The following is a 26,645-nucleotide window of genomic DNA, read 5'->3' on the forward strand; positions in this document are numbered from 1 at the left end:
AAAGAGGAATTGAAGAAGATGACAGAAGTACAAAATGATGCACAACGCTTGATTGATTTCATTGCCAATGCTAAAAAGATAACTATTGTAAAAGTGACTTATAAAGGCGTATTGAGTGGTGAAGTACCAGCCAGTGTTCAGCAATTCGGTGGTGTTGCTTTTGGTCAGTTAATTGGTGATTGGTCTGATATTCAACCATTGATTGCGAATTTACCTGCAGAAAATGTTTTTATTGAAAATGATGCACGCAACTCAGCTGTACCATTATTAGACAAAAAAGCGGTTAATGCACGTATTGAACCAGGTGCAATTATTCGAGAACAAGTTGAAATTGGTGACAATGCTGTTATCATGCTAGGAGCTGTGATTAATATTGGTGCTGAAATTGGGGCTGGTACGATGATCGATATGGGTGCTATTTTAGGTGGCCGTGCGATTGTTGGTGAAAATTCACATATTGGCGCAGGCGCAGTTTTGGCTGGTGTGATTGAACCAGCTTCTGCACAGCCTGTTCGGATTGGAAATAACGTATTAGTTGGTGCTAATGCCGTTGTCATTGAAGGTGTTCAAGTGGGTGATGGCGCAGTTGTTGCGGCAGGTGCTATTGTCACGAAGGATGTCCCAGCCAATACAGTAGTAGCTGGTGTACCTGCCAAAGTCATTAAGTCAATTGATTCGCAAACACAACAAAAGACAGCTTTAATTGATGCCTTAAGGGGACTTTGATGAGTGAAATTACTGGTGAAGTATTGCAACAATATCGACGTGATTTACACCGTATACCTGAATTAGCACTTGAAGAGTATGAGACACATGATTATTTGTTAAATAAAGTTAAAGGTTGGCAAAACGATACGATGACGATTCGTACAGTAGATGCTTTGCCAACAGCAATTTTAATTCGCTTTGAAGGTAAAGATCCGCAAAGAACATTAGGTTACCGCGCTGATATTGATGCTTTGCCAGTTGAAGAAAAAACTAATTTACCTTTTGCTTCTCAGCATGCTGGACGTATGCACGCTTGTGGTCACGACGTACATATGACGCTTGCGTTAGCAATGGTACAGTACTTTAGCCAACATCAGCCAAAAGATAATTTGATTATCTTTTTTCAACCAGCAGAAGAAGCTAAAAGTGGTGGTAAAGTCGCTTATGATTTAGGCTTGTTTGAAAATGAGTGGCGACCAGATGAATTTTATGGTATTCATGACCAGCCTGCTTTACCAGCTGGGATGTTAAGTACGTTAGCAGGGACGCTTTTCGCTGGCACAGCAGAATTGACAGTTGATGTTCATGGCGTCGGTGGACATGCTGCTTATCCACACTTACTTAAAGATCCTATTGTCATTGCTTCGGAACTAATTGTGCAATTACAAACAGTTGTCTCTCGCTCAGTTAACCCAATTAAGGGTGGTGTTGTTAGTGTTGGTAAAATCCGTGGTGGTTTTACTAACAATGTTATTCCTGACGATGTTCATTTTGAAGGGACTGTTCGTAGTATGACAAAATCAGGATTAGATGTCATGATGACACGCATTCGGCAAATTGCTGCTGGTGTTGCGTTAGCTAATGACGTTGTAATTGATGTATCACTAGAGAGTGGTAGCTATTTGCCAGTTGAAAATAATATTAAGTTAGCTAATAATTTGATTGATTTTATGACAACTCGTGATGATATCGCTTTTGAACTGGCAGAACCTGCGATGACGGGTGAAGATTTTGGTTATTTACTTCAACAAATTCCGGGTGTTATGCTTTGGCTTGGTGTCAATGATGTGACACATTCATTGCATAGTCCACAACTCAACATTGATGAAAGTGCCTTGTTACCTGGATTTACAGCTTTAAAAGACTTTATAGAATGGCGGATGAATCAAAATGTATAAAAATATTAATTTAATAACGGCAATTATTACACCGTTTAATGAAAAAAATGAAATTGATTACCCTGCACTCGACCACGTGATTGATCATTTATTGTCTCATGGGACACAAGGATTAGTTATTGCGGGGACAACTGGCGAATCGCCCACGCTAACACACGCTGAAAAATTAGCACTCACACGTCATATTGTTGACTATGTAGCTGATGATGTTTTGTTAATTGCTAATGCAGGCACAAATAACACTGTAGAATCAGTTCAAAATGCTAAAGAATTAGGGGCAATTGACGGCGTAGATGCGATTTTAGCTGTGACACCATATTATAATAAACCAAGTCAAGCAGGTATGATTGCACATTTTGAAGCGATTGCAGATGCTTCACCTAAACCTGTGATGTTATATAATATTCCAGGACGTTCAGCGGTAGGCTTAACAGTAGATAGTGTTGTTACATTAGCGCAACATCCTAATATTAACGCTGTTAAAGAAACAACTTCGGCAGAGTTTATTGGTGCAGAAGTTGAAAAAACACAAGCTGTTGATTTTTCAGTTTATACTGGTGAAGATGCGCAAACATTAGCTGCTTATTCTCAAGGTGGGGCAGGGACGATTTCAGTGGCTGCTCATTTATATGGGGATGATATTGCGGCATTGTTTACAGCAATGAACAGTGGTGACTGGCGTGAAGCTGGTCGTTTGCAACGTTATTTGACACCACGCATGAACGCACTATTTGCATTTCCATCTCCAGCACCTGTTAAAGCGAGTTTGAGTGCCATTGGTATGGTTAAAAATATTGCACGTCTACCAATTTTACCGTTAACGACTGATGAACAGACGCAACTTAACGAATTGTTGGAGGGGTAATTGTGACTAAAATTATTTTAGCTGGTGGATTTGGTAAACTTGGACAGGCAATCCAGAATGGTTTGGTTAATACAGACTATGAAATCGTTGGTATTTTAAGTGGCAAAAATCATGAAAGTGATTTTCCTGTTTGGACATCAGTAGAAGATATAACTGTTTCAGCTGATATTTTCTTGGATGTTAGTACACCAGCAAGTGTTTATGATAATGCACTTTGGGCGATTAAAAATAATATGGCTGTTGTCATTGGTGCAACAGGGTTACAAGATGATCAGATTAAGTCATTACAAAATTTGGCAACAAAGGGTGTTTTGATTGTGCCTAACTTCAGCTTGTCAGCTGTGTTATTGATGCAGTTTTCACAACTTGCTGCTAAATACTTTGCTGATGTGGAAATTGTTGAAGCACATAATCCTAAAAAAGTTGATTCGCCATCTGGTACTGCTGTACAAACTGCTAAGTTGATAGCAGAATCCAGAGTTGATGCCCCACAACAAACGCAGGTTGGACAAGCACGTGGTCAGCAGATTGATGACGTACCAGTCCATGCGATGCGATTACCAGGGTATATTGCGCAACAAACGGTTTATTTTGGTGGTAATGATGAGCAACTCACACTGAGCCAAAGTACAACAAGTCGTTCCGCTTTTGTGCCTGGTGTTTTATTAGCGTTAGATGGCGTTAAAAAAATAGATGGATTAGTCATTGGTTTGGATCATGTTTTGTAAAATTGATAAGCTAATATAAAAAATAAGCGCTCAGGCGCTTTTTTTCGTACAATAGAATTATGAAAACTATTACTAAAATTTCAACACAAAAGCAGGCAGGACGATATAGTATCGAATTGGATAAGCAATTTGCTTTTGGGGTCGCTGAAAGTGTTCTTATCAAATATGGTTTAGCAAAAGGGCGTGAGTTGGATGATCAATTAATTGAACGTATTAAGTATGATGATAATATCGCTAAAGCGCGTAATGCCGCCTTAAATTATCTTGGTCACGCCTTACGGACAGTCAAACAAGTACGACAAAAATTGACTGAAAAAGAGATTGAAGACCGTATTCAAGATGAAGTGATTGTGCAATTAACTGATCTCGGCTATTTGGATGATATGAACTATGCATTGCATTATGTGTCGACTAAGAAGAACATTAGCCCCAAAGGTCCGGTAGTTGTTAAGCGAGATTTACTACAGGCGGGGGTATCTGAGGAAATAGTGACCACAGCTTTAGCGACGTATACCATGGAAGAGCAATTAGCACTTGCTGAAAAAATGGCCCTAAAATTTTCGCATACTTACCGTCACGACGCAACGCGTAATAAACAACAAAAAATTTTACAGGCACTAGCAAATAAAGGGTTTTCATTTGATGTTGGACAAGAAGTTTTGCTTCAAATTGATACAGTTAATGATGATGCGTTAGAATTAGAAAATATTACACGCCAAGCAGAAAAACTTTGGCGTCGCTATCAAAAGGAAAATTTGAGTCAACGACAATACAAAACAAAAAATGGACTTTATGCTAAAGGCTACACAAGTGAATTAATTGATCGTGTAGTTTCGACATTAGTAACTGGTGAGGGTTAATGCAATTTTATGATATTAAAGTATTACAAAAAAGGTATGACACGGCTAAGAAACAACAGGAACAGATGAAAGCCGAGATCGTTCAACTTCAAAATCAAACAGAAAAAGCAGATGATATTTATAGATGCCAGCAACAAAAAGTGCTTACTAAGTCGATAACACAACTAGAAAATATTATTTCTCAATTGCATCGTCAATTGCTTAGTGCTCAGAAATCAAGTAAAAAGGCCAACACACATCACTTTTCACGGTCAAATACACATCGAAACGACTTGTAGTATATCATTTAGTCATGACATTTGGTACAATATAGTAGAATTCGGTGTTAGAAGAGTAGGTATGATCATGAGTTTGAATAAATCGAGTCGCGGTCCGCGCGAAGGCGATTTCATCACGATCAAAAGTTATAAACATGACGGCTCTTTACATCGAACTTGGCGTGATACCATGGTGTTAAAAACCAGTGAAAATGCTATTATTGGATTAAATGATCATACTTTAGTGACGGAAGATGATGGCCGGCGTTGGGTGACTAGAGAGCCAGCAATTGTTTATTTTCACAAGAAGTATTGGTTTAATATTATTGCAATGATACGTGATAATGGTGTGTCGTACTATTGTAACTTAGCGTCACCTTTCGTACTCGACAAAGAGGCGCTAAAATATATTGATTACGACTTGGATATTAAGGTATTTCCTGATGGTGAAAAGCATTTACTAGATGCAGATGAATATGCTGCACATAGCAAAAAGTGGCATTATCCACCAGAAATTGATAAAATTTTGAAAGCTCATGTTAAAATTTTAGTGGACTGGATAAACGAAAATACTGGACCATTTTCACAAGGGTATGTTGACATCTGGTATGCAAGATATCAATATTTGATGCAAGAGCGGTTGAAAGATCGTCGTTGAAAAAAAGACACGTAGTTTCTGCGTGTCTTTTCTGTATGATAAAATATAGTCAGTGTCAGCCAATATTGTGTATTCAAGTGAATGTCAGATAGTAACAGATTAACGTAATGATGAAAAGGGGCGTTCATGTCATTAACAATTTATATGAATAACGCGCAACAAGATTTGCGTAGCAGTTTATTAGAAAATATACAAGAAAAATTAACAAATGATTCGAACCTGACCGTTTATTACATTGTCCCCAATCACGTTAAATTTGATGGAGAAGTGGATGTTTTACGGCGATTTGCGCAACGCAATGGGAAAAATCCGGCAACAGATATATACGCTCAAAGTCGGTTACAGGTTTATTCATTAACTCGATTAGCTTGGGCTTTAATGAAGGATATACCAAATTTTCAACCCGAGGTTATTCAGCCAAGTGGTTTATTTATTATGGTATCAGATATTTTACGTGATTACGCGCAACAATTGCCAATTTTTGCCCGTATGCAAGCTAAATCTGGTTTTGTGTCAGCTTTGGTGTCGCAGTTAGTAGAATTACGGGCTAGTCGTATCACACCAGAAGATTTATTACAAATACTCAATGATGGCACAGACGATGAGAGTTTTTTACGTCAGTCATTAGCATATAAATTACGTGATTTAGCCATAGTAGCCGATGCGTTAGATAAAAAGCTTGGTGACACGTATATTATGTCTCAAGAAGTTTTACCTATTTTTGCAACGCATTTAGCTCAAACAAAATTAGAAAATGTTGCCTTTTATTTTGATAGTTTCAATGGTTTTACCAGCGCTGAATTAAGCGTTGTCAATCAATTAATCATTCAGTATCCTGTATCCATTGCATTTTGGGGCGATGCCACGAGGCTTGGTCAGCAGCAAGAAGGCGATGTTTTTTATAAACCAATGATGATGGCTCAGCAATTAATGGCAACGGCGCGTCAAGCTAATCAAGCAGTACATGTTGAGATACCGAAAATGCCGCGTGAAATCAGTGAAACTAGTCACCAATTGCTATCAGCTTGGGAAGCTTTGGGAGAATACAGACAATTCACTCCAAAAGATGGGTCAGTTGATTTAATGGCATTTGCAGCTGAAAATACAGTTGTGGAAATACAAGAAGTTGCGCGTCGTATTCGACAGTTACTTGTTCAAAACAAAACGCTACATTTACGTGACATCATTATTTTGTCACGAGACCTTAAGCCATACGAAACTCATATTCCAGAAGTTATGTCACAGTTTGATCTACCGTATTTTTTAGATACAGATCAGACAATGGCAAAACATCCTTTAGTTGAATTATTATTGACCTTACTTGGCCCCAAAAAATCACGATTTCAATATCAAAATGTGATGACTATTTTAAAGACTAGCCTATTACGTCCTTATCAGAATGGACAAATGGTACCAGAGGATGAATTTTTTGATATTGTGAGTTATTTTGATAATTATTTGTTTACAAATCGTCCTTACGAAGCGACTTGGCGGAATTTAGAACAACCTTTTGAACTATTTAAAATAGATGACCAATCTGGTGACGATGATGTCACAATTAGACCGGAAGATGCATTAATAAATCAACGTATCAACGTGTTACGCCGATTTATTTTAGAGGCGTTTGACGCATTAGAAAATCAGTTGGCTGCTGCTCAAACAATGCGTCAAGCTGCAACTCGTTTGGTTGATTGGTTGCAGCATTATCATGTGACAGATACAATTATTGTGCAACGTGATGATTTATTGGCACAGGGCGAATTAGTACGCTCACGTCAAGGCGAAGAAGTTTGGCAAATGTTTAGTCAAACGCTTGATGAAATTGTAGCGATTAATGGTGATGCAGCGTTTAAATTAGATCAATTTAGAGAAATATTAGTTGCTGGTTTTTCCGGTGCAAAGTTTGCTGGCATTCCAAATAATTTAGATCAGTTGACAATTTCGGAAGCAGGTATTGTTCAAAGTAATCGTTATCAGTATCTGTTTTTTATTGGTGGCACACGATCAAATTTACCAGCTACGGCTCGAACAATTGCCTTAATTAATGACTCTGAACGACTAATTGTTCAACCATCATTGCAAGCTGGGGATACGCCAAAGTACTTGCAAAATACGGCACAGCAACAGATGGCAGAAGAAAATTTGTTGTTTTATGGTGCCTTAGCATCAGCTACAGAAAATGTTACTTTGTCTTATCCGATTTTGGATTCTGGTGGTAAGATTGCTGATATGTCGCCATTTTTCAAACGATTGGTTGATACTTTCAACACTAATGTGCTGAAAATAGCTAGTGTACCAGAAACAAGTAGTCAATTGCTTAAACAATACGTTGGTACAGCACGGTCAACTTTGACAGAATTAGTTAAAATCTTACCGAAGCAACATGCAACCGCCGCTTTTAAAGCGCTACAAAACGTGGTCAGCCAACAAGAAGGCGAGCGATTAGCGCGTGTATTAGCTTCACCCAATTATCGTAATACAACCACAGTGTTGAAACCAGAATTTGTAAAAGCGTTATTTGGTGAGCATTTGAATGTCTCTATTTCACAATTAGAAAGTTATTATCAAAACCCTTTGGGCTATTTTTTGAAGTATGGTTTAAATTTAAAAGAACGTTTAACTAATGAATTGAATGTCGCACAGACAGGCACACTTTATCACGCCGTTTTAGAAAGTGTCATGCGAACGATTATTCAAGAAAATTTGACTTTACGTGACCTAAACGTAGCTGATCTGACGACGTTAGTATCTCAAAAGATGGCAGAACAATTACAATTATCCCAATATAATTTACTTCAAGAAACGGGTAAAATGCGTGCTACACGGGATTATTTACAGTCAGTGAGCATGACTTTGGTCAAAAATTTGCAGCGTGCCGCGATGGTTAATCAATCTAAACCAGAAGCAGTTGAAAAGCTATTTGGGTTCCCAGATGCGCAATCATTACCACCTTTAAAGTTTACTCATGGTAAAGGGTCAGTAACTGTCCGTGGTAAAATTGATCGTTTTGACACGCAAGATACACAGCATGCTTATGGTACGGTTATTGATTATAAATCCAATGGCAAAACATTTGATTGGGGACAAGCATTTGACGGCTTGCAGATGCAGTTATTAACTTATTGGCAAGCAGCGCAATTAGGCGCAGACCAACTAGGTGTTGAAGCGATTGGTGGCGCATTTTTTGCGCAAATAGCGCCTAAAAAAAGACTGATCACTGATTTTAAGGGTGACATTGATGATTTATTGGCTGGTAAAATCATACCAGACGTTTTTAAATATCGCGGTCTATTTGTGTCTGAAGATGCTTATATTGATAGTTTAGATGTCCTAAAAGATAGTCAGGGTTCTGATTTTTATCAATTGAAAAAAACAAAAGCGGGTACCTTATATGCGTCGAGTGATTTTGTGGCAGCTGATGATTTTGGTTTACTTTTGCAACGTAACATTGACAATATTCAACAGGCTGGAGAAAATATTTTGTCAGGAAAATTCCCGTTAGAGCCAACTACTGGTAGTCTCCAATTTACACCGTTTACTGATGTTTTGCGTTTTGACCGTGGTTTAGGGGATAATTATCGACCAGAATCGCCAAAAGGCAAAGACAACATTTTGAAGATATTAAAAGGAGAGGATTGATGGCAACACGATTTACCGAAAATCAACAACAGGCTGTTTATGAAACGGGACATAATATTTTAGTTGCCGCTTCAGCCGGTTCTGGTAAAACAACAGTACTTATTGAACGATTAATTCAAAAAATATTATCCGGTGTGAGTGTTGAAAATTTTTTGATTGTGACCTTTACTAATGCTGCGGCACAAGAGATGAGAGAACGTTTGGAAAAAGCTATTGAAAAACGGATGCACTCAGCTGATGCAGCGCAAAAGCGCTTTTTACAAGAACAATTACTGTTACTACCAGCAGCTAATATTTCAACAATTGATGCCTATGCTTTACGGGTTATTGAAAATTATTATCATATTATTGGGTTAGATCCACAATTCCGTTTATTGTCCGACACAGCTGAACGTGATATGCTACGGCAAGATGTTCTCAACGATGTATTTGCACAATTTTATGACGAATCACATGAACAAAATAGTGATTTCTTAGCACTGGTAGCAAATTTTGGTAATCCAAATAATGATAAATCTTTGCAGCAAATTGTCTTAAAATTAGCTGATTTTGCTGAAGCGCGACCAGATGGTGATCAGTGGTTAACTGAGCTCAGTGAAAATTATTTACCAATGCAACAAGATTTAACACAGACAACCATGTATCAAGAGGCAATTTTGCCTCAACTTTCAAGCGTTGTCCATCAACTACTAGTTCAAGCACAGAATGTGCTAATCACCATTGAAGGCGAACCAGTTTTTAACAAGACACAGCTCGCTTTTGAGGCACTTGTGAGTTATCTTTCCAATATTCAAAGTCAGTTAACAGAATCAAATTGGGATAGTTTGCGAGAATTGCTTTTGCAAATGCCAAAAGTAAGCATGGAAACAAAGAGCAAAAAAGCAATCAAAGAGGATGCACAATTACTAGATATTTTGTCGCAAGCAACGATCGTAAAAAATCAGATTATTGGTTCTGATTCTGAAATGAAGTCGTTAGCGCAAACTTTTTTTCAATTTAATCAACAGCAGTGGCGTCAAATTGAAGCATCAGCATTAAAATTGGTTAGCACCCTAATTGATGTGACACATACTTTTCGTGAGGATTTCTCAGTTGAAAAACGTAACGATAAGTTATTAGATTTCCCTGATTTAGGCACCTTGGCTTTACAAATTTTAGAAGATGATGCAACGAGACAGACGATTAGTAGCCAATTTTCTGAAATATTAGTTGATGAGTACCAGGATATTAATCAGTTACAAGAAAAGTTATTAACGCAAGTGTCAAATGGACATAATATGTACATGGTTGGAGATGTTAAACAGAGCATTTATGGCTTCCGTCAAGCGGAACCAACTTTATTCACGAGCAAATACAAACGCTTCGATAATTCAGCTAATGAAGATATTCGAATTGAACTAGCTGATAACTTTCGTTCGCAAAATAATGTGACCCGAGCAACCAACTTAATTTTTACGCAATTAATGGATGAAAAACTAGGGGATATTGCTTATACTGGGGAAGCAAAGTTAGTGCCAAAAGCAGCTTATCCTGAAATAGTACCAGCTATTTTTGATTTAGATATTATTCAGCAAGTGAATACAAAGAAAACTATTTCTGAGAGTCATGAGAGCGACGAACAAGCATTTGAAAAGCGGCAAGCACAGTATGCTTTATTAGCGAATAAAATTTTGGCTTTACGGCAGACTTCTATTTACGACCGTAAAGCTGATCCAGCTGGCATGCGGCCTGTTGAATATGGCGACGTTGCTATATTGACGCGTTCAAAATCGGGGTACATTGATCTTGTTGCGGCTCTTAGAGAAGCTGGCATTCCAACTCAAGTAGAATCAGTTGGTAACTACTTTCAAACAATGGAAGTTTATTTAATGTTAGATGTACTGCGTGTCATTGATAACCCACACCAAGATATACCATTAGCCGCTGTTTTACGTTCACCGATGTTTAATTTTAATGAAAATGATTTAGCTAGTGTACGTTTAGCAGATAAAAAGCATGACTATTGGACTGCTTTGCAGATTTTTGCTAAAAACGATCAACGTGGCGAAAAAATTTTGTCGTTATTTCAGAAATGGCATAAATTAGCCATTCAAAATGATTTAGTGACACTTATCTGGACTATCTTTGATGATACGGCGTGGTTAGACTATGTTGCTGGTATGCCTGGTGGTAGACAGCGTCAAGCTAATTTACACGCGCTATATGATTATGCGCGCACATATCAAACAAATACAAATGCTGGATTATTCCGTTTTGTACGTTATATTGAGCAATTACAAGAAAATGACGGACAACTTGGTGAAGCGCCACAAGAAGCTGATGAACAAGCAGTGCGGATTATGACTATTCATGCATCGAAGGGACTGGAATTCCCGATTGTATTTCTGCCTGAATTTGATAAAGCTTTTAATACGAAAGATATGACTAATCCCGTCTTGATTCAAAAAAATGAAGGGATTGGGATTGAATATCTTCAACCTGATGCCTTAGTGGCGATGCCGACACTACAAAAATTAGCCGTTAAAAATGCTTTAAAACGTCAAAGCTGGTCCGAAGAGATGCGACTCCTATATGTGGCTTTGACGCGTGCTGAACAACAATTACATATTATTGGTACGATCAAAGTAGATGATGAAGGTAGCAATGACCGACTAACTAGATTATGGGCACGTGCTAAAGAAACAACAGGTCAATTTTTACCAGAAGATTTACGTTTAGATGCAAAATCTTATTTAGAATGGGTGCTAATTAGTTTGGCACGTACTAAAAATGCAACACTAGAATCATGGTTAGGGGACGGTGAGACACCACATATGCTTGGCAGCGAGACGTCATTAGAAGCTCAATTCGATGTCAAATTAATCACTGAACAGGATATTGAGTCAGTATCATCCACTATTTCAGTAGATCAAGTCACACCTGTATCTGATAATTATGATGCCAAGGATTTTACCTTAGCAGAACAAACCATCAATTATCAGTATCCAAACTATCTGGCTACTAATACAGCGGCTTACCAATCAGTCAGTGAAATGAAGCGTCTCTTTGAAGATCCAGATCGTACTGAATTACAAGAATTAAAAGTACAGGAAGATGGACGTTTTGAACCAGCACGTGAATTGGTCAGTGATACCCTTGTTTTACCAAAATTCATGACAGATGGCTCACAAAAGCCTTCTAGTGCTGCAGTGGGAACAGCGACACATTTAATTTTACAATTGGTTGATTTTGATGAACCAATTACGCGAGACACTTTGGAAACTATACGAGACACACTAGTGACAAATGGCCGAATGATTGAACCAGTAGCAGCTCTGATTAATATTGATAGTTTATTGAGATTTTTGGACACACCATTTGCTAAATCACTGACACAGCACGCCAAAAGTTTAAAGCGTGAGGTGACTTTTGCTATGATTATGCCTGCTAAACATATTTATGCAGGCATTTCTGATGAGGCACCAGTCCTTGTTCACGGTATCATTGATGGTTACTTTATTGATGAAGCAACTCATACAGTAACAATTTTTGATTACAAGACAGATTTTGTGCGGCACGATCGTTTAGCAGAGGATTTACAAAAGCTTGTTGCACGTTATAAAGGACAACTGAATATCTACAAAGCAGCACTTCAACAAGAATTTCCAACTTATCATTTCAATACACCGCAATTAGTTGTACTGCATACTGGACAAGTTATTGACGTGAATTAATTTATGATGGTTTGTGCAAGATGGATTTTACTTGTCTCAAATACTTTTGAATAGTGTAAAATAGGTGACATGATAAATTCTTTTAAACAACAATTTAGAATCGCGCCGGTAACTATGAGTATTTTGGCAGTCACAATACTTGTGTTTATTGCTGAGGGGTTATTTAGTGGTGGGCAGACAGCCAATGGTGAGTTTTTAGTGTCATTTGGTGCAAAATGGGGACCATATATTCATCATTATGATCAATATTGGCGGTTACTAACACCTGTATTTTTACACGCAGGTTTTATGCATATTGCTACTAATATGTTGACATTATGGTTTATTGGGCCATTAGCAGAAGAAGCTTTTGGGCGTTGGAAATTTCTTGGCCTATATTTTTTTGGTGGCATATTTGGCAATATTATGTCCTACCTTTTTGCGCCATTAACTATATCAGTTGGTGCTTCAACAGCGCTATTTGCGATGTTTGGTGGTTTGATTTTATATGCTGTTCAGTTTAAGGAAGATCCACGTATTCGTTCACAAGGTACAATAATGATTCTATTTGTTGTCCTAAATTTAGTGACAGGTTTTGCTTCGACAGACATTGATATGTGGGGACATATCGGTGGGTTAATTGGTGGTATGATGTTTACTGTCATTTTTGGTTTCTATGGTCGTTCAGGGAAGTTTCCTTGGCATGTCCGGCTAGCCTTGGTTGTTGTAACTATTATTGTGATAATTTTGACGGTTATATCTGGTGGAGGCACAGTATGAGAAATTTTTATGATGTATTATCAGTTTTAAAAACTTTTGGCGTTTATGTTCATGTTGGCAAGCGTTTGTGGGACATTGAAATGGCAGCATTAGAAATTGATAACTTATATAAGGCTGACGTCATTGATAATAAACAGTACGCGACAATGAAATTAATTTTAGCTCACGAACACCGTTTAGAGGAAGAATCACCAAGTGATTGATTTAATGGCAATTGTTACAGAAAATTGTGAAAACGTTTGCATTTGTAAGCGTTTTCTGTTAGGATAAATGGGTATTAAATTTTGTAGGAGGAAATGTGTTTGGTAATTAGGTGTCAGTTGAGCTTGCTGTAACAGGCTTTACAATAAACTGTAACCAATAATTACCACACATCTTGAGATTATGATTAAAGACAAATTAATAGGCGTTGATTTAGGTGGTACAACAATCAAGTTTGCGATTTTGACACAAGAAGGTGAAATTCAACAAAAGTGGTCAATTAAGACTAATATTTTTGATGATGGCTCACACATTGTGCCGGATATTGTAGATTCAATTAATCATCACTTAGATATGTATCAACTTGATCGTGAGCGTGTTATTGGTATCGGTATGGGAACACCCGGTACAGTAAACCGCACGGCAGGTACAGTTACCGGTGCTTTTAATTTAAATTGGAAAACAGAACAAACTGTAAAAGCTGATATCGAAGCCGGTACCGGCTTAACATTGACACTTGAAAACGATGCTAACTCAGCAGCGCTTGGTGAGGCCTGGAAAGGTGCCGGCAACAATGATGATGAAGTATCGTTTATTACACTAGGTACTGGCGTTGGTGGTGGATTAGTTGCAAATGGTCGATTGATTCATGGTACAGCTGGTGCTGGTGGCGAAGTCGGTCATGTTGTTGTTGAACCTAATGGTTATTTGTGCACATGTGGTAACAAAGGTTGCTTGGAACAATATGCTTCAGCAACTGGTGTTGTTCATTTGGCACAAGACTTTGCTGAAGAGTATGTTGGTTCATCTCAATTGAAGCAATTAATTGCTAATGGTGATGAAGTTACATCTAAAATTGTATTTGATTTAGCTAAGGAAGGTGATTTCTTAGCTAATGAAGTAGTCAACAAAGTAGCTTACTATTTGGGTTATGCTGTTGCAGCAATGTCAAATATGTTGAACCCATCAGCAGTCGTTATTGGTGGTGGTGTGGCGGCTGCGGGTGAATTCTTACGTGCTCGTGTTGAAAACCAGTGGGAGGCATTTGCCTTTCCGACAGTTCGTACGTCAACTCGTGTGAAGTTAGCTGAATTAGGTAACGATGCTGGTGTTATCGGTGCAGCTTCATTAGCACGTATTTAAATTTCTTAGTAAAATAAAAAGTCACATTTATTGATACTAAATATAAAGATTAACTTAAGCAACCAACAGGTTGCTTTTTTGTTCTTTTATACTTTTTAACAATTTAAGTTTTATTTAGTAAAAAAAGGTATAATATATAGTGATTGTTATTCTAAATATCAACTAAAATAAACTTTTAACAGGAAGAAGTAAACAATGATTAGTTTGAAATCACCAAGAGAAATTGAAGCTATGCGTCAGTCAGGTCAAATTATTGCAGGTATGCATCACATGTTGCGTGATTTGATTAAACCAGGTCTTGATACATGGGAGATTGAAACAAAGAGTCGCGAATATATTGAAAGCCATGGCGGCGTACCATTACAAATTGGTTTTGAAGGCTTTAAATATGCGACAACAATTAGTATTAATAATGAAGTGGCCCATGGGTTACCTCGTAAGGGATTGAAACTAAAAAATGGTGATCTCGTTAAAGTTGATACAGTTGTTGGTTTGAATGGTGCGGTATCGGATTCTGCGTGGTCATATGTTGCTGGTGAAGCCTCTCCGGAAGTGAAAGAATTGATGGCTGTTGCTAAAAAATCGATGTATCTAGGCATTGATCAGGCTGTTGTGGGTAATCGTATTGGTGATATTGGTAACGCCATTGAGCAATATACTGAAGTAGAACATCATTATGGTGATGTGCGTCAGTACATCGGTCACGGTGTTGGTCCAACAATGCATGAAGAACCACAAGTACCACACTACGGTAAACCAGGACATGGTGTTCGTTTACGTGAGGGTATGGTTATTACTATTGAGCCCATGATTAATATGGGTGGCTGGGAAGTTGATACTGATAGCACTGAAGAAGATGGCTGGACAGTAAGCACTCATGATGGTTCATGGTCAGCACAATATGAACATACATTGGCAATTACAAAAGATGGGCCAAAAATTTTAACCAGTCAAGATCCAGAGTTTGATGCAAAATATTTGTAAAAAGTGAGCTAAGAATTTGAAAATTAAACCAAAATACAAATCATATTTAATTACTAAGCGACTTATTGATGTGGTTTTTGCTTTACTTGGATTAATCATGTTATCACCAATTTTTTTGATTGTGTTTATACTACTAAAGATTGATAGTCCAAAATCACCAGCTTTCTTTAAGCAAGAACGTATCGGGAAAGATTGGAAACCATTTTATATTTATAAGTTTCGTTCAATGGTCGCTAATGCCGAGGAAATATTAAAATCAGACCCAGTTTTGTATCAAAAATACGTGGCAAGTGGTTACAAATTACCTACTAAAGAAGATCCGCGGATTACAAAACTAGGTTCTTTTTTGCGACGCTCAACGATAGATGAGTTGCCCCAGTTTTGGAATATGTTAATTGGCGATATGAGTTTGGTTGGTCCACGACCAATTGTTGATGAAGAATTGAAAGAATATGGCGATCAGGTTGATATATTTTTGTCTGTACGACCGGGTGCACTTGGCTTGTGGCAAGCGAGTGGTCGCTCGCTTATCGAATATCCAGAACGTGCCAAAATTGAGTTAGAGTATGTTGCTAAAGCCGGTTTTTGGTACGATATTAGCATTGTTTTTAGAAATGTAATTGCTATATTTAAATCTAAAGGAGCTTATTAATTATGGGTGAAGAACACAAGTTAAAAGTCTCAGCGCGATATTTAACAAAAACATTTGATTTAGGTAAGAGTAAGTCTGAGAAAGTACGTGCGATTTTAAACCCACTGAGTAAAGGGCCAAAGAAATTTTGGGCTTTAAAAGGTATTAGTTTTGATGTGTACGAAGGGGATGTTGTCGGTATAGTCGGTGTTAATGGTTCTGGAAAATCAACCCTTTTGAATGTTTTAAGTGGCTTATTGTTGCCAGCGTCTGGTACGATGAAGATTGACGGTGAAACCAGTATGTTAACAGTGAGTGCTGGTTTACGTGCACAATTGACAGGGCGTGAAAATATACGACTTAAATCTCTAATGATGGGGAAAACAAATAAAGAAATTGATAATCAAATGCAAGAAATTATTGAATTTTCTGATTTAGGTGACTTTATTGACCAACCTGTTAAAGATTACTCATCTGGTATGAAATCTAAATTAGGATTTTCGATTGCCGTCCATCAAGACCCAGATATTTTAATTATTGATGAGGCTTTATCGGTTGGAGATCAAACGTTTGCTCAAAAAGCTTTAGCTAAAATGAATGAGTTTAAAGCACAAGGCAAAACAATTTTCTTCGTTTCGCACTCGTTGCAACAAGTTCGCCAGTTCACGGATAAGGTGATGTGGATTCAATATGGCGATCTGAAAGCAATCGGCAAAACAGCTGAAATTGCTGATGAATATGAGAAATGGACTAAGTGGTTTAATGGTCAGAGTAAAGACGAAAAGAAGAAGTATCAAGAGGAACAAAAAGCAAAACAAATAGCATTTTCTGAAGAAAAATTGACACGACGTGTACAATCTGATGAAAAATTGGCGATGGATGAAAAACAACATATTGTTTCTCATATTGCAGTTGGCGATTCAATGAGGCCACAAACTTGGGGATTACTGAGTTTATCAATTATAGGTGTGTTGTTATTTATTTATCAATACGCGATGTGGGGCTAAAACATGAAAGAAATTTGGTTAGTTTTAAAAGAACAGTTTAAATATTTTCCGGTGATGTGGCGCTTGGCGAATTATGAAAAAAAGGCACGCTATCAAAATCATGCGTTAGGAAACTTTTGGTTGTTCTTGAATCCATTTATGCAAGTAGCAACTTATTGGATTGTATTTGGATTTGGATTTAATACGCAGAGCCCGGTTAAAGATGTGCCTTATATGCCATGGTTAATTATTGGTTTAGCAACATGGTTATTTATTAATACATCATTTATGGATACAACTTGGAGTATTTCAGCTAATATCTGGCAAATTGCTCGCATGAAGTTTCCCATGAGCATTATGCCTATGATGCGTACCATTATGAACTTCAATGCTTTTATATACATGTTGGCCATTGGTGTTGTGATGGCAATGTTTTATGGCTTACCAGTGACTTGGTATTGGTTACAAGTTATTTACTATATTTTTGCTGCGTTTGTCTTTTTATACGCGGTAGGGATATTCAATGCCACAGTTACTGTATTACTAAGAGATTATCAGCAAATCATGCAAACAGTCATGCGATTTATCTTTTGGGTATCAGGGGCACTATTTTCTGTTTCTGATAAATTTGGTGCAGGTCATGAGCGTATAGTGCGCGCATTGGAAACTAACCCTTTTTATTATCTTGTAAGTGGTGTGCGTGACGCGTTTTTTGGACATACTTGGTTTTGGGAAAATACATATCCGACATTGATTTTTTGGGTGTTTACATTCGGTGTGATGCTTCTAGGCTCACATTTGCACATTAAATTCCGCGCTTATTTTGCAGACTTGGTATAATAAATGATTGAAAAAATTCAAATTTTGGTTGCTGCACATAAAGATGTTGAGATGCCAAAAGATAAAACAATATATGTACCTATTCAGGTTGGTACGGCATTAGCTAGTAAAAAGTTTGATGGTTTCATCTCTGATGATACTGGTCATAATATTTCTAAGAAGAATCTAAATTTTAATGAATTAACTGCATTATATTGGGCGCGACATAATAGTGATGCTGATGTCATTGGTTTAGTACACTATCGCCGTTTCTTTTCTTTAACAAAACAAAAAAGTATACAAAGCATATTGCCTGAAGAAGACTTGCGACGGCTATTACGGTATACAAACGTGATTGTACCTAAAAAACGGCGTTACTGGATTGAAAGTAGTGAATCACATTATCGTCACGCACATCATGGTGAGGCTTTAGATGTGTTACGTGAAGTAATCGCAACGCGACATTCTGATTATTTGGTAGCATATGATAATAATATGAAAAAGACATGGGCGCACATGTTTAACATGTTAATTATGCGTCGTGCAGAATTTGATGCGTATACAGACTGGCTGTTTGATATCTTATTTGCTGTAGAAGTACAATTACAAGATGAAGTAGATAATTGGGACACCTACGAAAAACGTGTCTATGGGTTTTTAAGTGAACGACTACTAGACGTGTGGTTAACAAAAAATCATATTCATTATACTGAAGTGCCTGTAATATTTATGGAAAAACAAAATTGGCTACTTAAAGGTGGTAAGTTTTTAGCACGTAAAATAGGTTTTGGTAGGGTTTAGAAAGTACAAATGAGCTTAAAAAGTGTATTTATTAAATGTTTCAGGAAAAAATTATATAAATTTCTTGAAATATTTCAATAGATATACTTTTTAAATAATAAAGTATATTAGAGCATGAATGTGTCAATGTATGGGTGGGGATCATGAGAGAAACAATGGCAACTAATAAAATAACATTAATTTGTAAAAAAATAATACCTATATTAATTCTTTTTGGGGCTAGCCTTACTAGTATTGGATCATCGCCATTGTACAGAACAAATCCTTGGGTAGATAGTAATGCAATGTTGACAATGGGACGATCTTTACTGCATGGTCTTATCCCATTCAAGGATATAATCGAGCAACGCGGTCCATTTTTATATGCAATATATGCTGGTGCGGCTGCCATCAAGGAAACAAGCTTTCTTGGATTATTCATCCTTCAAGTGTTTAATTTGTTTATTATTTATTGGATTTCATACAAAATAGCTAAAGATTTAAAGCCGGTTTTCTTGTCACCAGAGTGGATAGCTTTACTTGGCCCATTAGCGTTAATCTCAACAAGTTCTTTTAGCTTTAGTGGTGCACCTGAAGAATTTGCTTTTGGATCGATATTATATTTATTGTATATTTTGAATCACTGGCATTATAATGTTTTAGAGATCCCTTTAAGTAGCTTCTTTTTATTAGGATTAAATTTGTCTTTGGTTTTCTGGAATAAATATTCGTTAATAGGTACTTTTGTTTTTTTCTTTATATGGGTTGCAGGTGCATTTCTTTATAATCGACAATTCTTAAAATTATGTCAAGTTATATGCTTTTCAGTATTAGGCTTTCTGAGCATTTCGTCTATTATTATATTATTCTTCACTGTGAACGGTGCTTTCTTAGATTTGATACATATCTATTTTGTACAAAATATGACAGCTTATGGACAAACAGATACTTCTATACTTGCTAGGTTATGGCAATTGTTATATCTGATTTCCAAAGCATTTCGTACACATTATATTATTATAATTATTATTACTTTAAGTTGGGTAAAAGCTTTATATCAAAAAGTTGATATAAAAATCGAACTAATAATTTTTCTTGGATCACTAATATTTTTAGCAATGCCACATTGGATTATTAATTATTACAATCTAATTTGGATGCCTTTCTTTGCTTTGGCATTGATGAGGTTGGCATCGTCAGATTGTTCAGTACAAGTTGAAAATCACATATCAAAATTTTCAGCTAAATTTTTGATAGTGTCAGCATTGATTTTTTTGCCATTTATAAACAACCAAGATTTGAATCGGTTGGTTATTCGAGGTGAAACACGAGCGATTAATGGCAATAAATATAGGGCACAATTAACGCTAGCAAAACAGATACGTACTAATTTGCGCAAGGGCCATCAGCCATCGTTAATTGTTATTAACAATATAGACCCAGGTTTCTATTTAACAACTCAAACAATACCTAAAACGCAATATTGGCACCGTATGAATATGACGTATCAACAGCTGCCATCCATGTATCAATCATTTGAAAACACAATGGCTAAGAAAAAAGTGGATTTTATTATTGTTAGATTAAGGGTGCAGCCTAAAAGTGAAATAAGGGAATTAACCAATCAAATTAATGTAGCAATTGATCCTAGTTTGCGCAAAGCATTATGGAAAAATTATGAAATTAAATCAGTGTCTCAAAATAGCAAAGATGAGTCTTATGTATTATTGATACAGAATCTAACTGAATAAAAAGAGCCATTAGATTAACATATTAAAGTTAATCTAATGGCTCTTTTTATTATTAGTTATTAGGTTATATTGGAGAGATAAATATAATTATTAAAAAACAGTGTTTATTTTTGGTATAATTACTTGGATATATAGTTTCAATCTATTATACATAATAAAAATTAACGAGGTTTTCATGGATATTAAATTATCAATTATCATTCCTTTCTACAATGTGTCAGATTACCTAGCGGAGGCAATAGATTCAGTATTAGCACAGAAAGGATTTACATCCGAGATTATTTTGATAGATGATGGATCAACTGATGGTTCTCATGATATTGCGGTAAAGTATGCTAATGAATTTTCAAAAATTCGTTTAATAGTTCAAGAGAATAAAGGACTTGGGGCGGCTCGAAATGTAGGTGTAAGTCATGCTACTGGTGAATATATTGTTTTTCATGATTCTGATGATTTGGTAATTGAGAATGTATATAGCCAAATGTTATCACAAATTGATACATCGCAATCTGATTTTATTGTGGGAAACGTGGCACGTATAAACAATGGGGGAATATGGTATTCTGGTTTGCATAAGCATGCTTTTCCAAATACTGTATCTGGCGTAACTATTTTCTCCAATAATGAATTAATCAATGACACTACTGCTTGGAATAAAATTATTCGACGTAGTTTTTGGGAACAGCATCAGGCTAAATTCCCAGAAGGTGTCTTATATGAAGATATTCCAATTATTTTACCGATATATATTCACGCAACAGTAGATGTATATTCTAATTTAATGTATCTTTGGCGCAGCCGCCCGGCTGGAGATGCCTCTATTACGCAATCACATGATTATGATAATATTCATGATCGTATGTTAGCTGTGAATCATGTTTACAATGTTTTCCAGCAGGATGCACCATCTTTAATTACAACATACAATGAAAAAATTTTAACAAATGATTTTCAAATATACCTACGTGAGTTTTATAAACAAGATGAAGAGTTATTTGATTATGTTTATCTGCAGGTACAAGAGTATCTGAACCATGTGTCTATTGAGACGCTAGAAACACTATCGTTAAATTTACGTATCCAGTATTACTTGATTAAATCAGATAAAAAAGAGGAGCTTTTAACTTATCTGTATCAATATCGTAGTGGTGAAGTGGTTAATGTTTTAGTGAAATTCAAAAATCAGTCTGTTATTATGAATAGTTGGTCTAAAATATTACCTGAAGAATTAAAGTTTGTTAATGCTGATATAGATTTTTCAGCTAAAGTTAATCATGTTCATTTTGAAGATAATAGTTATGTCGTTAATTTTAGTCAAAAATTACCTTATTTATTTACAAGTGTGCCTAGTTTTACACCAGTATCTAGTGTAGCTAATAATACAATGGTTCTAAACAAACGACATTCTATTTTTAAAATGTTCTTAATTGAAGTATTTGCGGCTGAAGAAATTTCAAAGTTAAAAATTAATGGTGTTAAGACATTTCCTTTTAAAAATTTGATTGGTCAAGTATTAAAAAAGTTGTTAGGGTTGAAGAGATTCCAAAAAATGCGATTACAGACTCGAAAGCCTAGTTTACCTTATGAGTTGAGAATACCTCTGTCAAAAGATTTAATCGGAAATGTCGAATTAGTTAGCGAGACTGAAAAACATATCTATCTAAATGTGAATTCTGAAAGACCAGCTATTAGAACGATGCCGGTGGAAAATCCTATATCTATTGGTACCGGTGTAGATGCAGAATGGCAGTTTGTTTTCAAGAAGCAAAGTAACAATGATTTTGAATTGATTTATGATCGACGTAATGCTATAAATGTTGAAGCAATAATTGTATCAGATGGGTTTGATATTATATTTTTGGAAAATGAGAATACGGATTATGAATTAGTACTTGTGAACACAACGGATACAAATATTATTCATATGAATGACGACCATAAATATCACATTGGTGGTGAGTACAATGAAAAATATTATCAGATTTTTACTCGAAAAAGCCAAACTGATGAGCTATTGCCTATTAAATTAGTTAAAACGAAAAATCACTCCTATGAACAAACACTCGCTCTGAAAGACCGTGTGATACAGTTGCAAGAAAGGCAACTGGCAACAACGTTAGTATTCAAGCAATGGGAGCCTCTGAATTGGTATGAAGGAACTAGATTGCGTAGGCAGACGTATAAGGGAATAATCTATCCTCTATTACGGAAATTACCTTTAAAAAACGTTATGGTTTATGGGTCATTCTGGGGTAAAAACTTTTCTGATAATCCACGTGCTATTTATCAATTTGTAACTGAGAATAAATTATCATATAAGCAGGTTGTCGTATTGCAACATAATTTAGGGCAGTATGCTGATTTAGACAATGTTGATTTTGTAAAGCCTGGAAGTTTTAGATATTATGCGTATTTGGCGCGTGCTCGTTATTTGTTTAATAATGTTAATTTTGATGACGACTACATCAAACGTAATGATCAAATCGAAGTACAGACAATGCATGGAACACCACTTAAGAAACTTGGTCTGGATTCTCCAGGAGAAATAATGCCAAGTGCTGTGGACAAATATGTTGCAAAGAATCGTAGATGGGATTATCTGACTGTCCCAAGTGACTATGTTGCTGAAATTTCACATTCAGCATTCCAACATAACGCTACTATTCTACCGATTGGTTATGCTCGAAATGATGAACTTTTTATCAAAAATACTGATGAATATAAAGAAAAAATAAAAAAGAATATGGCGTTGCCATCAAATAAGAGAGTGGTACTCTATGCCCCTACGTGGCGTGTTAGAGGGGAGTTTATACCGCAAATTGACTTTGATGCCTTAAGAGAGCAAATAACAGAAGATACAGTTCTAATTTTAAAGTTGCATCAATTTATGTCTACCGCTAATATACCTGATAACCTTAAGGATTTTGTAAAAATTGTGTCTGACGAGATTGAAATTAGTGATCTTTATTTAATAGCAGATGTTCTCATAACTGATTATTCATCAGTTATGTTTGATTATGCCGTCTTGAAAAAGCCTATGATTTTTTATGTTTATGATTATGAAAAATATAGTGAAACTATGCGACCTTTGTATTTCGATTTTAAGGAAGAAGCTCCGGGTAAGTTAGCATACACACAAATAGAATTGGTTGATGCGTTGAATCATATTAATGATTACGAAAATGATTATTCAGATAAAATTAGTGCATTTAGGAAAAAGTTTATACAATATGATGATGGTAATTCACGTCAGAAACTATTAGAAACAATTGGGGCATTGAAAAAATAATTAATTAGCATACAGACGTAAAAAAACTAGTTATTCAGGTATAATAGGTATATTATGACAAATAAATTTAATACAAAAAACTATGACTACTTAATTGTTGGCGCGGGGCCTTTTGGGATGGTATTTGCCTATGAAGCAGCTAAGCGAGGTAAGAAATCATTAATCGTTGAAAAACGACCTTATATTGCTGGTAATACCCATACCCATACTGAACATGGCATCACAGTGCACGATTTTGGTGCACACATTTTCCATACAGATAATAAAGAGGTGTGGGATTACGTCCGTCAATTTGCTAATTTTAATGGTTTTCAAAACCAAGTTGTGGCTAACTACCAGGGCACGCTGTATAATTTACCATTTAATATGAACACATTCTACCAAATGTGGGGGACTAAAACGCCAGATGAGGCTAAAGCTAAGATAGAAGCTCAGAAAACGGCAGCTTTAACAGACCTTGGCGATCGACAACCACGTAATTTAGAAGAACAAGCGATTTCATTAATTGGTACAGATATTTATGAAAAGTTGATCAAAGGTTATACGGAAAAACAGTGGGGTAGAAAAGCTACCGAACTACCGGCTTTTATCATTAAGCGATTACCTGTTCGTTTTATATATGACAATAATTATTTTAATCATCGCTATCAAGGCATTCCAGTGGGTGGGTACACACAAATATTTGAGAACATGTTAGCGCAGTCTAACGGTCTTGTTGACGTGTTAACTGATACAGACTTCTTTGACCATAAAGAAACTTTGTTAGCAGAATTTCCACGTGTTTTGTATACTGGCATGATTGACCAATTCTTTGATTATCAATTTGGCGAATTAGAGTATCGGTCATTGCGCTTTGAGCATCAAGTGATAGATTCTGATAATTACCAAGGTAATGCCGTGATCAACTATACTGATGCTGAGACCCCATATACGCGTGTGATGGAATGGAAGCATTTTGATGGGTTGTCTGATCAAGGAAAAACGATTGTGACGAAAGAATATCCACAAGCTTGGAGTCGTGAGAAAGAGGCTTATTATCCAGTAAATGATGATAAGAATACTCAGATTTATAAGCAGTATGCGCAAGAGGCACGCAAGCATCATCCTGAAATTATCTTTGGTGGACGTCTAGGAAAGTACCGCTATTTTGATATGGATCAAGTATTTAATGATGCTTTCAACACGGTTCGTGAGGAATTTAGTATTACGCAAGAGTTTAATTTTGCTCATGATTTAGTATGATGATATAAGACGTTAGGGGATTTTAGGGCGATATGGCAGATCAAGTAAAAACCTATCAAACACAAAAGATGGATATTTTATCGATTATTGTGCCTGTTCACAATGAAGAAGAAACGATTGAAATTTTTTATAATACGGTAGAAAAGTTTAAGAAAGAAATAGCGGCAGTCATTCACTATCATTTTATTGATGATGGGTCAACGGACAAAACAATTAGTATTTTGCGGCAATTATCAGCAACCAATGATAATGTGCATTACATTAGTTTTTCTCGTAATTTTGGTAAAGAAGCTGGGTTGTATGCTGGTCTGCAACAAGCTGATGGTGATTATGTCGCGGTGATGGATGTTGATCTTCAAGACCCACCGGAATTGTTACCGCAAATGTTGCGTGAAGTACAAGCGGGTGACTATGATGCTGTGGGAACACGTCGTGCTGATCGTGATGGGGAAGCTAAGCTCCGCTCATGGTTCTCATCGCAATTCTATATCTGGATGAATAGAATTAGTCAGACACAATTGGTTGACGGCGCACGTGATTATCGTGTAATGACACGACAAATGGTTAATGCTATCTTGTCATCGAGTGAAAATCAACGTTTTAGTAAGGGAATATTTACTTGGGTCGGATTTAAGACAAAATATATTCCTTTTGAAAATCGTGAGCGAATAGCTGGTAATACGTCATGGTCATTCTGGTCACTATCTAAGTATGCGATTGAGGGAATTGTTTCATTTTCAACAGTACCACTAATGTTTATTACTTTATTAGGGTTTGTATCATTTGGTATTTCATTAATCAGTGCCGCCTTTATTGTGATTCGAGCATTAGTTGATAATAACAGTGTTGATGGCTGGCCATCACTGGTCACCATTATTTTGTTTATTGGTGGTATTCAGTTACTAAGTTTGGGCATTATAGGACGCTACGTTGCAGCAATATTCTTAGAAACCAAACATCGACCAATTTATATTACTAGAGAAGAAAAGTAATGAGGTGAACATTATGAAACGTGTTATTACATATGGAACTTTTGATATGCTACACTACGGGCATATTAATTTACTAAAACGTGCCAAGGAAATGGGCGATTATTTAATCGTTGCTTTATCGACGGATGAGTTCAATTGGAATTCAAAACAAAAGAAAACATATTTTTCATATGAAAAACGTAAGCAACTACTAGAAGCAATTCGTTATGTTGATTTGGTCATTCCAGAAGAGTCTTGGGACCAGAAAACTTCGGATGTTAAACTATACCAAGTTGATACTTTTGTTATGGGTGATGATTGGGCTGGACAATTTGATTTTATCCAAGAAGAAACAGATGCTAAAGTTGTTTATTTAGCGCGTACACCTGAGATATCAACAACACAAATTAAAAAAGATTTAAATCACAAAGATTTAGTAACAGAACACCAATCGAAAGTGGAATAGTACGTTAAATCAGGTAT

General features: G+C 36.3%; 22 protein-coding genes. All 22 read left to right on the forward strand.

Annotation, left to right across the window (positions count from 1 at the left end; translation table 11 throughout):
* Nucleotides 1–18: 18 nt before the first annotated feature.
* The 22 genes from dapD (at nucleotide 19) to tagD (ending at nucleotide 26,628) form a co-directional block, all read left to right on the forward strand.
* A complete protein-coding gene (dapD, locus tag HNQ98_RS03075; protein WP_014974101.1) occupies nucleotides 19–726 on the forward strand; it encodes a 2,3,4,5-tetrahydropyridine-2,6-dicarboxylate N-acetyltransferase in 708 nt (235 codons plus the stop codon).
* Nucleotides 726–1,886, forward strand: coding sequence for an N-acetyldiaminopimelate deacetylase (locus HNQ98_RS03080; protein ID WP_014974102.1), 1,161 nt, complete (start codon nucleotides 726–728; stop codon nucleotides 1,884–1,886). Before dapD ends, HNQ98_RS03080 begins: the two co-directional genes overlap by 1 nt.
* Nucleotides 1,879–2,751: a 4-hydroxy-tetrahydrodipicolinate synthase gene (gene dapA, locus HNQ98_RS03085; protein ID WP_014974103.1), complete on the forward strand. Its 873-nt coding sequence runs from the start codon at nucleotides 1,879–1,881 to the stop codon at nucleotides 2,749–2,751. The genes HNQ98_RS03080 and dapA overlap by 8 nt, the downstream gene beginning before the upstream one ends.
* Nucleotides 2,752–2,753: 2 nt before the next feature.
* Nucleotides 2,754–3,479 (forward strand): 4-hydroxy-tetrahydrodipicolinate reductase, encoded by a 726-nt coding sequence (gene dapB, locus HNQ98_RS03090; RefSeq protein ID WP_014974104.1) that lies wholly within the window; start codon nucleotides 2,754–2,756, stop codon nucleotides 3,477–3,479.
* A gap of 59 nt (nucleotides 3,480–3,538) precedes the next feature.
* Complete coding sequence (gene recX / locus HNQ98_RS03095) at nucleotides 3,539–4,339, forward strand: recombination regulator RecX (RefSeq protein WP_014974105.1); 801 nt, start codon at nucleotides 3,539–3,541, stop codon at nucleotides 4,337–4,339.
* Nucleotides 4,339–4,617: a hypothetical protein gene (locus HNQ98_RS03100; RefSeq protein ID WP_014974106.1), complete on the forward strand. Its 279-nt coding sequence runs from the start codon at nucleotides 4,339–4,341 to the stop codon at nucleotides 4,615–4,617. The genes recX and HNQ98_RS03100 overlap by 1 nt, the downstream gene beginning before the upstream one ends.
* A gap of 67 nt (nucleotides 4,618–4,684) precedes the next feature.
* Complete coding sequence (gene ntdP, locus HNQ98_RS03105) at nucleotides 4,685–5,254, forward strand: nucleoside tri-diphosphate phosphatase (RefSeq protein ID WP_014974107.1); 570 nt, start codon at nucleotides 4,685–4,687, stop codon at nucleotides 5,252–5,254.
* A 126-nt stretch (nucleotides 5,255–5,380) separates the two neighbouring features.
* Nucleotides 5,381–8,893, forward strand: coding sequence for a PD-(D/E)XK nuclease family protein (locus HNQ98_RS03110; RefSeq protein ID WP_014974108.1), 3,513 nt, complete (start codon nucleotides 5,381–5,383; stop codon nucleotides 8,891–8,893).
* Nucleotides 8,893–12,606, forward strand: coding sequence for a helicase-exonuclease AddAB subunit AddA (gene addA, locus HNQ98_RS03115; protein ID WP_184284945.1), 3,714 nt, complete (start codon nucleotides 8,893–8,895; stop codon nucleotides 12,604–12,606). Before HNQ98_RS03110 ends, addA begins: the two co-directional genes overlap by 1 nt.
* A 69-nt stretch (nucleotides 12,607–12,675) precedes the next feature.
* Complete coding sequence (locus HNQ98_RS03120; RefSeq protein WP_014974110.1) at nucleotides 12,676–13,365, forward strand: rhomboid family intramembrane serine protease; 690 nt, start codon at nucleotides 12,676–12,678, stop codon at nucleotides 13,363–13,365.
* Complete coding sequence (locus tag HNQ98_RS03125; RefSeq protein ID WP_014974111.1) at nucleotides 13,362–13,568, forward strand: YqgQ family protein; 207 nt, start codon at nucleotides 13,362–13,364, stop codon at nucleotides 13,566–13,568. The genes HNQ98_RS03120 and HNQ98_RS03125 overlap by 4 nt, the downstream gene beginning before the upstream one ends.
* A 181-nt stretch (nucleotides 13,569–13,749) precedes the next feature.
* A complete protein-coding gene (locus HNQ98_RS03130) occupies nucleotides 13,750–14,709 on the forward strand; it encodes an ROK family glucokinase (RefSeq protein WP_014974112.1) in 960 nt (319 codons plus the stop codon).
* 195 nt (nucleotides 14,710–14,904) lie between these two features.
* The gene (map, locus tag HNQ98_RS03135; protein ID WP_014974113.1) at nucleotides 14,905–15,693 is read left to right on the forward strand and encodes a type I methionyl aminopeptidase; all 789 of its coding nucleotides are present in this window, start codon (nucleotides 14,905–14,907) and stop codon (nucleotides 15,691–15,693) included.
* A 16-nt stretch (nucleotides 15,694–15,709) separates the two neighbouring features.
* Nucleotides 15,710–16,345: a sugar transferase gene (locus HNQ98_RS03140; protein WP_014974114.1), complete on the forward strand. Its 636-nt coding sequence runs from the start codon at nucleotides 15,710–15,712 to the stop codon at nucleotides 16,343–16,345.
* A 2-nt stretch (nucleotides 16,346–16,347) separates the two neighbouring features.
* Nucleotides 16,348–17,331 (forward strand): ABC transporter ATP-binding protein, encoded by a 984-nt coding sequence (locus tag HNQ98_RS03145; protein WP_014974115.1) that lies wholly within the window; start codon nucleotides 16,348–16,350, stop codon nucleotides 17,329–17,331.
* 3 nt (nucleotides 17,332–17,334) lie between these two features.
* On the forward strand, nucleotides 17,335–18,150 hold the full coding sequence (locus HNQ98_RS03150) for an ABC transporter permease (protein WP_014974116.1): 816 nt from the start codon (nucleotides 17,335–17,337) through the stop codon (nucleotides 18,148–18,150).
* A gap of 3 nt (nucleotides 18,151–18,153) precedes the next feature.
* Entirely contained in the window at nucleotides 18,154–18,930 is a 777-nt protein-coding gene (locus HNQ98_RS03155) for a DUF4422 domain-containing protein (protein WP_014974117.1), read from the forward strand.
* Nucleotides 18,931–19,085: 155 nt separating this feature from the next.
* Nucleotides 19,086–20,660 carry a teichoic acid glycosyl transferase gene (locus HNQ98_RS03160; protein WP_184284946.1) on the forward strand — a complete coding sequence of 525 codons (1,575 nt, stop codon included), beginning with the start codon at nucleotides 19,086–19,088 and terminating at the stop codon, nucleotides 20,658–20,660.
* Nucleotides 20,661–20,835: 175 nt separating this feature from the next.
* A complete protein-coding gene (locus HNQ98_RS03165; RefSeq protein ID WP_147000317.1) occupies nucleotides 20,836–23,949 on the forward strand; it encodes a bifunctional glycosyltransferase/CDP-glycerol:glycerophosphate glycerophosphotransferase in 3,114 nt (1,037 codons plus the stop codon).
* Between the two features lie 54 nt (nucleotides 23,950–24,003).
* A complete protein-coding gene (glf, locus tag HNQ98_RS03170) occupies nucleotides 24,004–25,191 on the forward strand; it encodes a UDP-galactopyranose mutase (protein WP_135197277.1) in 1,188 nt (395 codons plus the stop codon).
* 32 nt (nucleotides 25,192–25,223) lie between these two features.
* Nucleotides 25,224–26,183 (forward strand): glycosyltransferase family 2 protein, encoded by a 960-nt coding sequence (locus HNQ98_RS03175; protein WP_019041041.1) that lies wholly within the window; start codon nucleotides 25,224–25,226, stop codon nucleotides 26,181–26,183.
* A 13-nt stretch (nucleotides 26,184–26,196) separates the two neighbouring features.
* On the forward strand, nucleotides 26,197–26,628 hold the full coding sequence (tagD, locus tag HNQ98_RS03180; protein ID WP_014974121.1) for a glycerol-3-phosphate cytidylyltransferase: 432 nt from the start codon (nucleotides 26,197–26,199) through the stop codon (nucleotides 26,626–26,628).
* The last annotated feature ends 17 nt before the right edge of the window (nucleotides 26,629–26,645 follow it).

Origin of the sequence: Leuconostoc carnosum (genome assembly GCF_014207505.1) — a bacterium.
GTDB lineage: Bacteria > Bacillota > Bacilli > Lactobacillales > Lactobacillaceae > Leuconostoc > Leuconostoc carnosum.

Bases quoted from the DNA above. Each gene is read 5' to 3' on its own strand.
- dapD (WP_014974101.1), top strand. From the start codon at position 19: ATGACAGAAGTACAAAATGATGCACAACGCTTGATTGATTTCATTGCC.
- HNQ98_RS03080 (WP_014974102.1), top strand. From the start codon at position 726: ATGAGTGAAATTACTGGTGAAGTATTGCAACAATATCGACGTGATTTA.
- dapA (WP_014974103.1), top strand. From the start codon at position 1,879: ATGTATAAAAATATTAATTTAATAACGGCAATTATTACACCGTTTAAT.
- recX (WP_014974105.1), top strand. From the start codon at position 3,539: ATGAAAACTATTACTAAAATTTCAACACAAAAGCAGGCAGGACGATAT.
- HNQ98_RS03100 (WP_014974106.1), top strand. From the start codon at position 4,339: ATGCAATTTTATGATATTAAAGTATTACAAAAAAGGTATGACACGGCT.
- ntdP (WP_014974107.1), top strand. From the start codon at position 4,685: ATGAGTTTGAATAAATCGAGTCGCGGTCCGCGCGAAGGCGATTTCATC.
- HNQ98_RS03110 (WP_014974108.1), top strand. From the start codon at position 5,381: ATGTCATTAACAATTTATATGAATAACGCGCAACAAGATTTGCGTAGC.
- addA (WP_184284945.1), top strand. From the start codon at position 8,893: ATGGCAACACGATTTACCGAAAATCAACAACAGGCTGTTTATGAAACG.
- HNQ98_RS03120 (WP_014974110.1), top strand. From the start codon at position 12,676: ATGATAAATTCTTTTAAACAACAATTTAGAATCGCGCCGGTAACTATG.
- HNQ98_RS03125 (WP_014974111.1), top strand. From the start codon at position 13,362: ATGAGAAATTTTTATGATGTATTATCAGTTTTAAAAACTTTTGGCGTT.
- HNQ98_RS03130 (WP_014974112.1), top strand. From the start codon at position 13,750: ATGATTAAAGACAAATTAATAGGCGTTGATTTAGGTGGTACAACAATC.
- map (WP_014974113.1), top strand. From the start codon at position 14,905: ATGATTAGTTTGAAATCACCAAGAGAAATTGAAGCTATGCGTCAGTCA.
- HNQ98_RS03145 (WP_014974115.1), top strand. From the start codon at position 16,348: ATGGGTGAAGAACACAAGTTAAAAGTCTCAGCGCGATATTTAACAAAA.
- HNQ98_RS03150 (WP_014974116.1), top strand. From the start codon at position 17,335: ATGAAAGAAATTTGGTTAGTTTTAAAAGAACAGTTTAAATATTTTCCG.
- HNQ98_RS03155 (WP_014974117.1), top strand. From the start codon at position 18,154: ATGATTGAAAAAATTCAAATTTTGGTTGCTGCACATAAAGATGTTGAG.
- HNQ98_RS03160 (WP_184284946.1), top strand. From the start codon at position 19,086: ATGGCAACTAATAAAATAACATTAATTTGTAAAAAAATAATACCTATA.
- HNQ98_RS03165 (WP_147000317.1), top strand. From the start codon at position 20,836: ATGGATATTAAATTATCAATTATCATTCCTTTCTACAATGTGTCAGAT.
- glf (WP_135197277.1), top strand. From the start codon at position 24,004: ATGACAAATAAATTTAATACAAAAAACTATGACTACTTAATTGTTGGC.
- HNQ98_RS03175 (WP_019041041.1), top strand. From the start codon at position 25,224: ATGGCAGATCAAGTAAAAACCTATCAAACACAAAAGATGGATATTTTA.
- tagD (WP_014974121.1), top strand. From the start codon at position 26,197: ATGAAACGTGTTATTACATATGGAACTTTTGATATGCTACACTACGGG.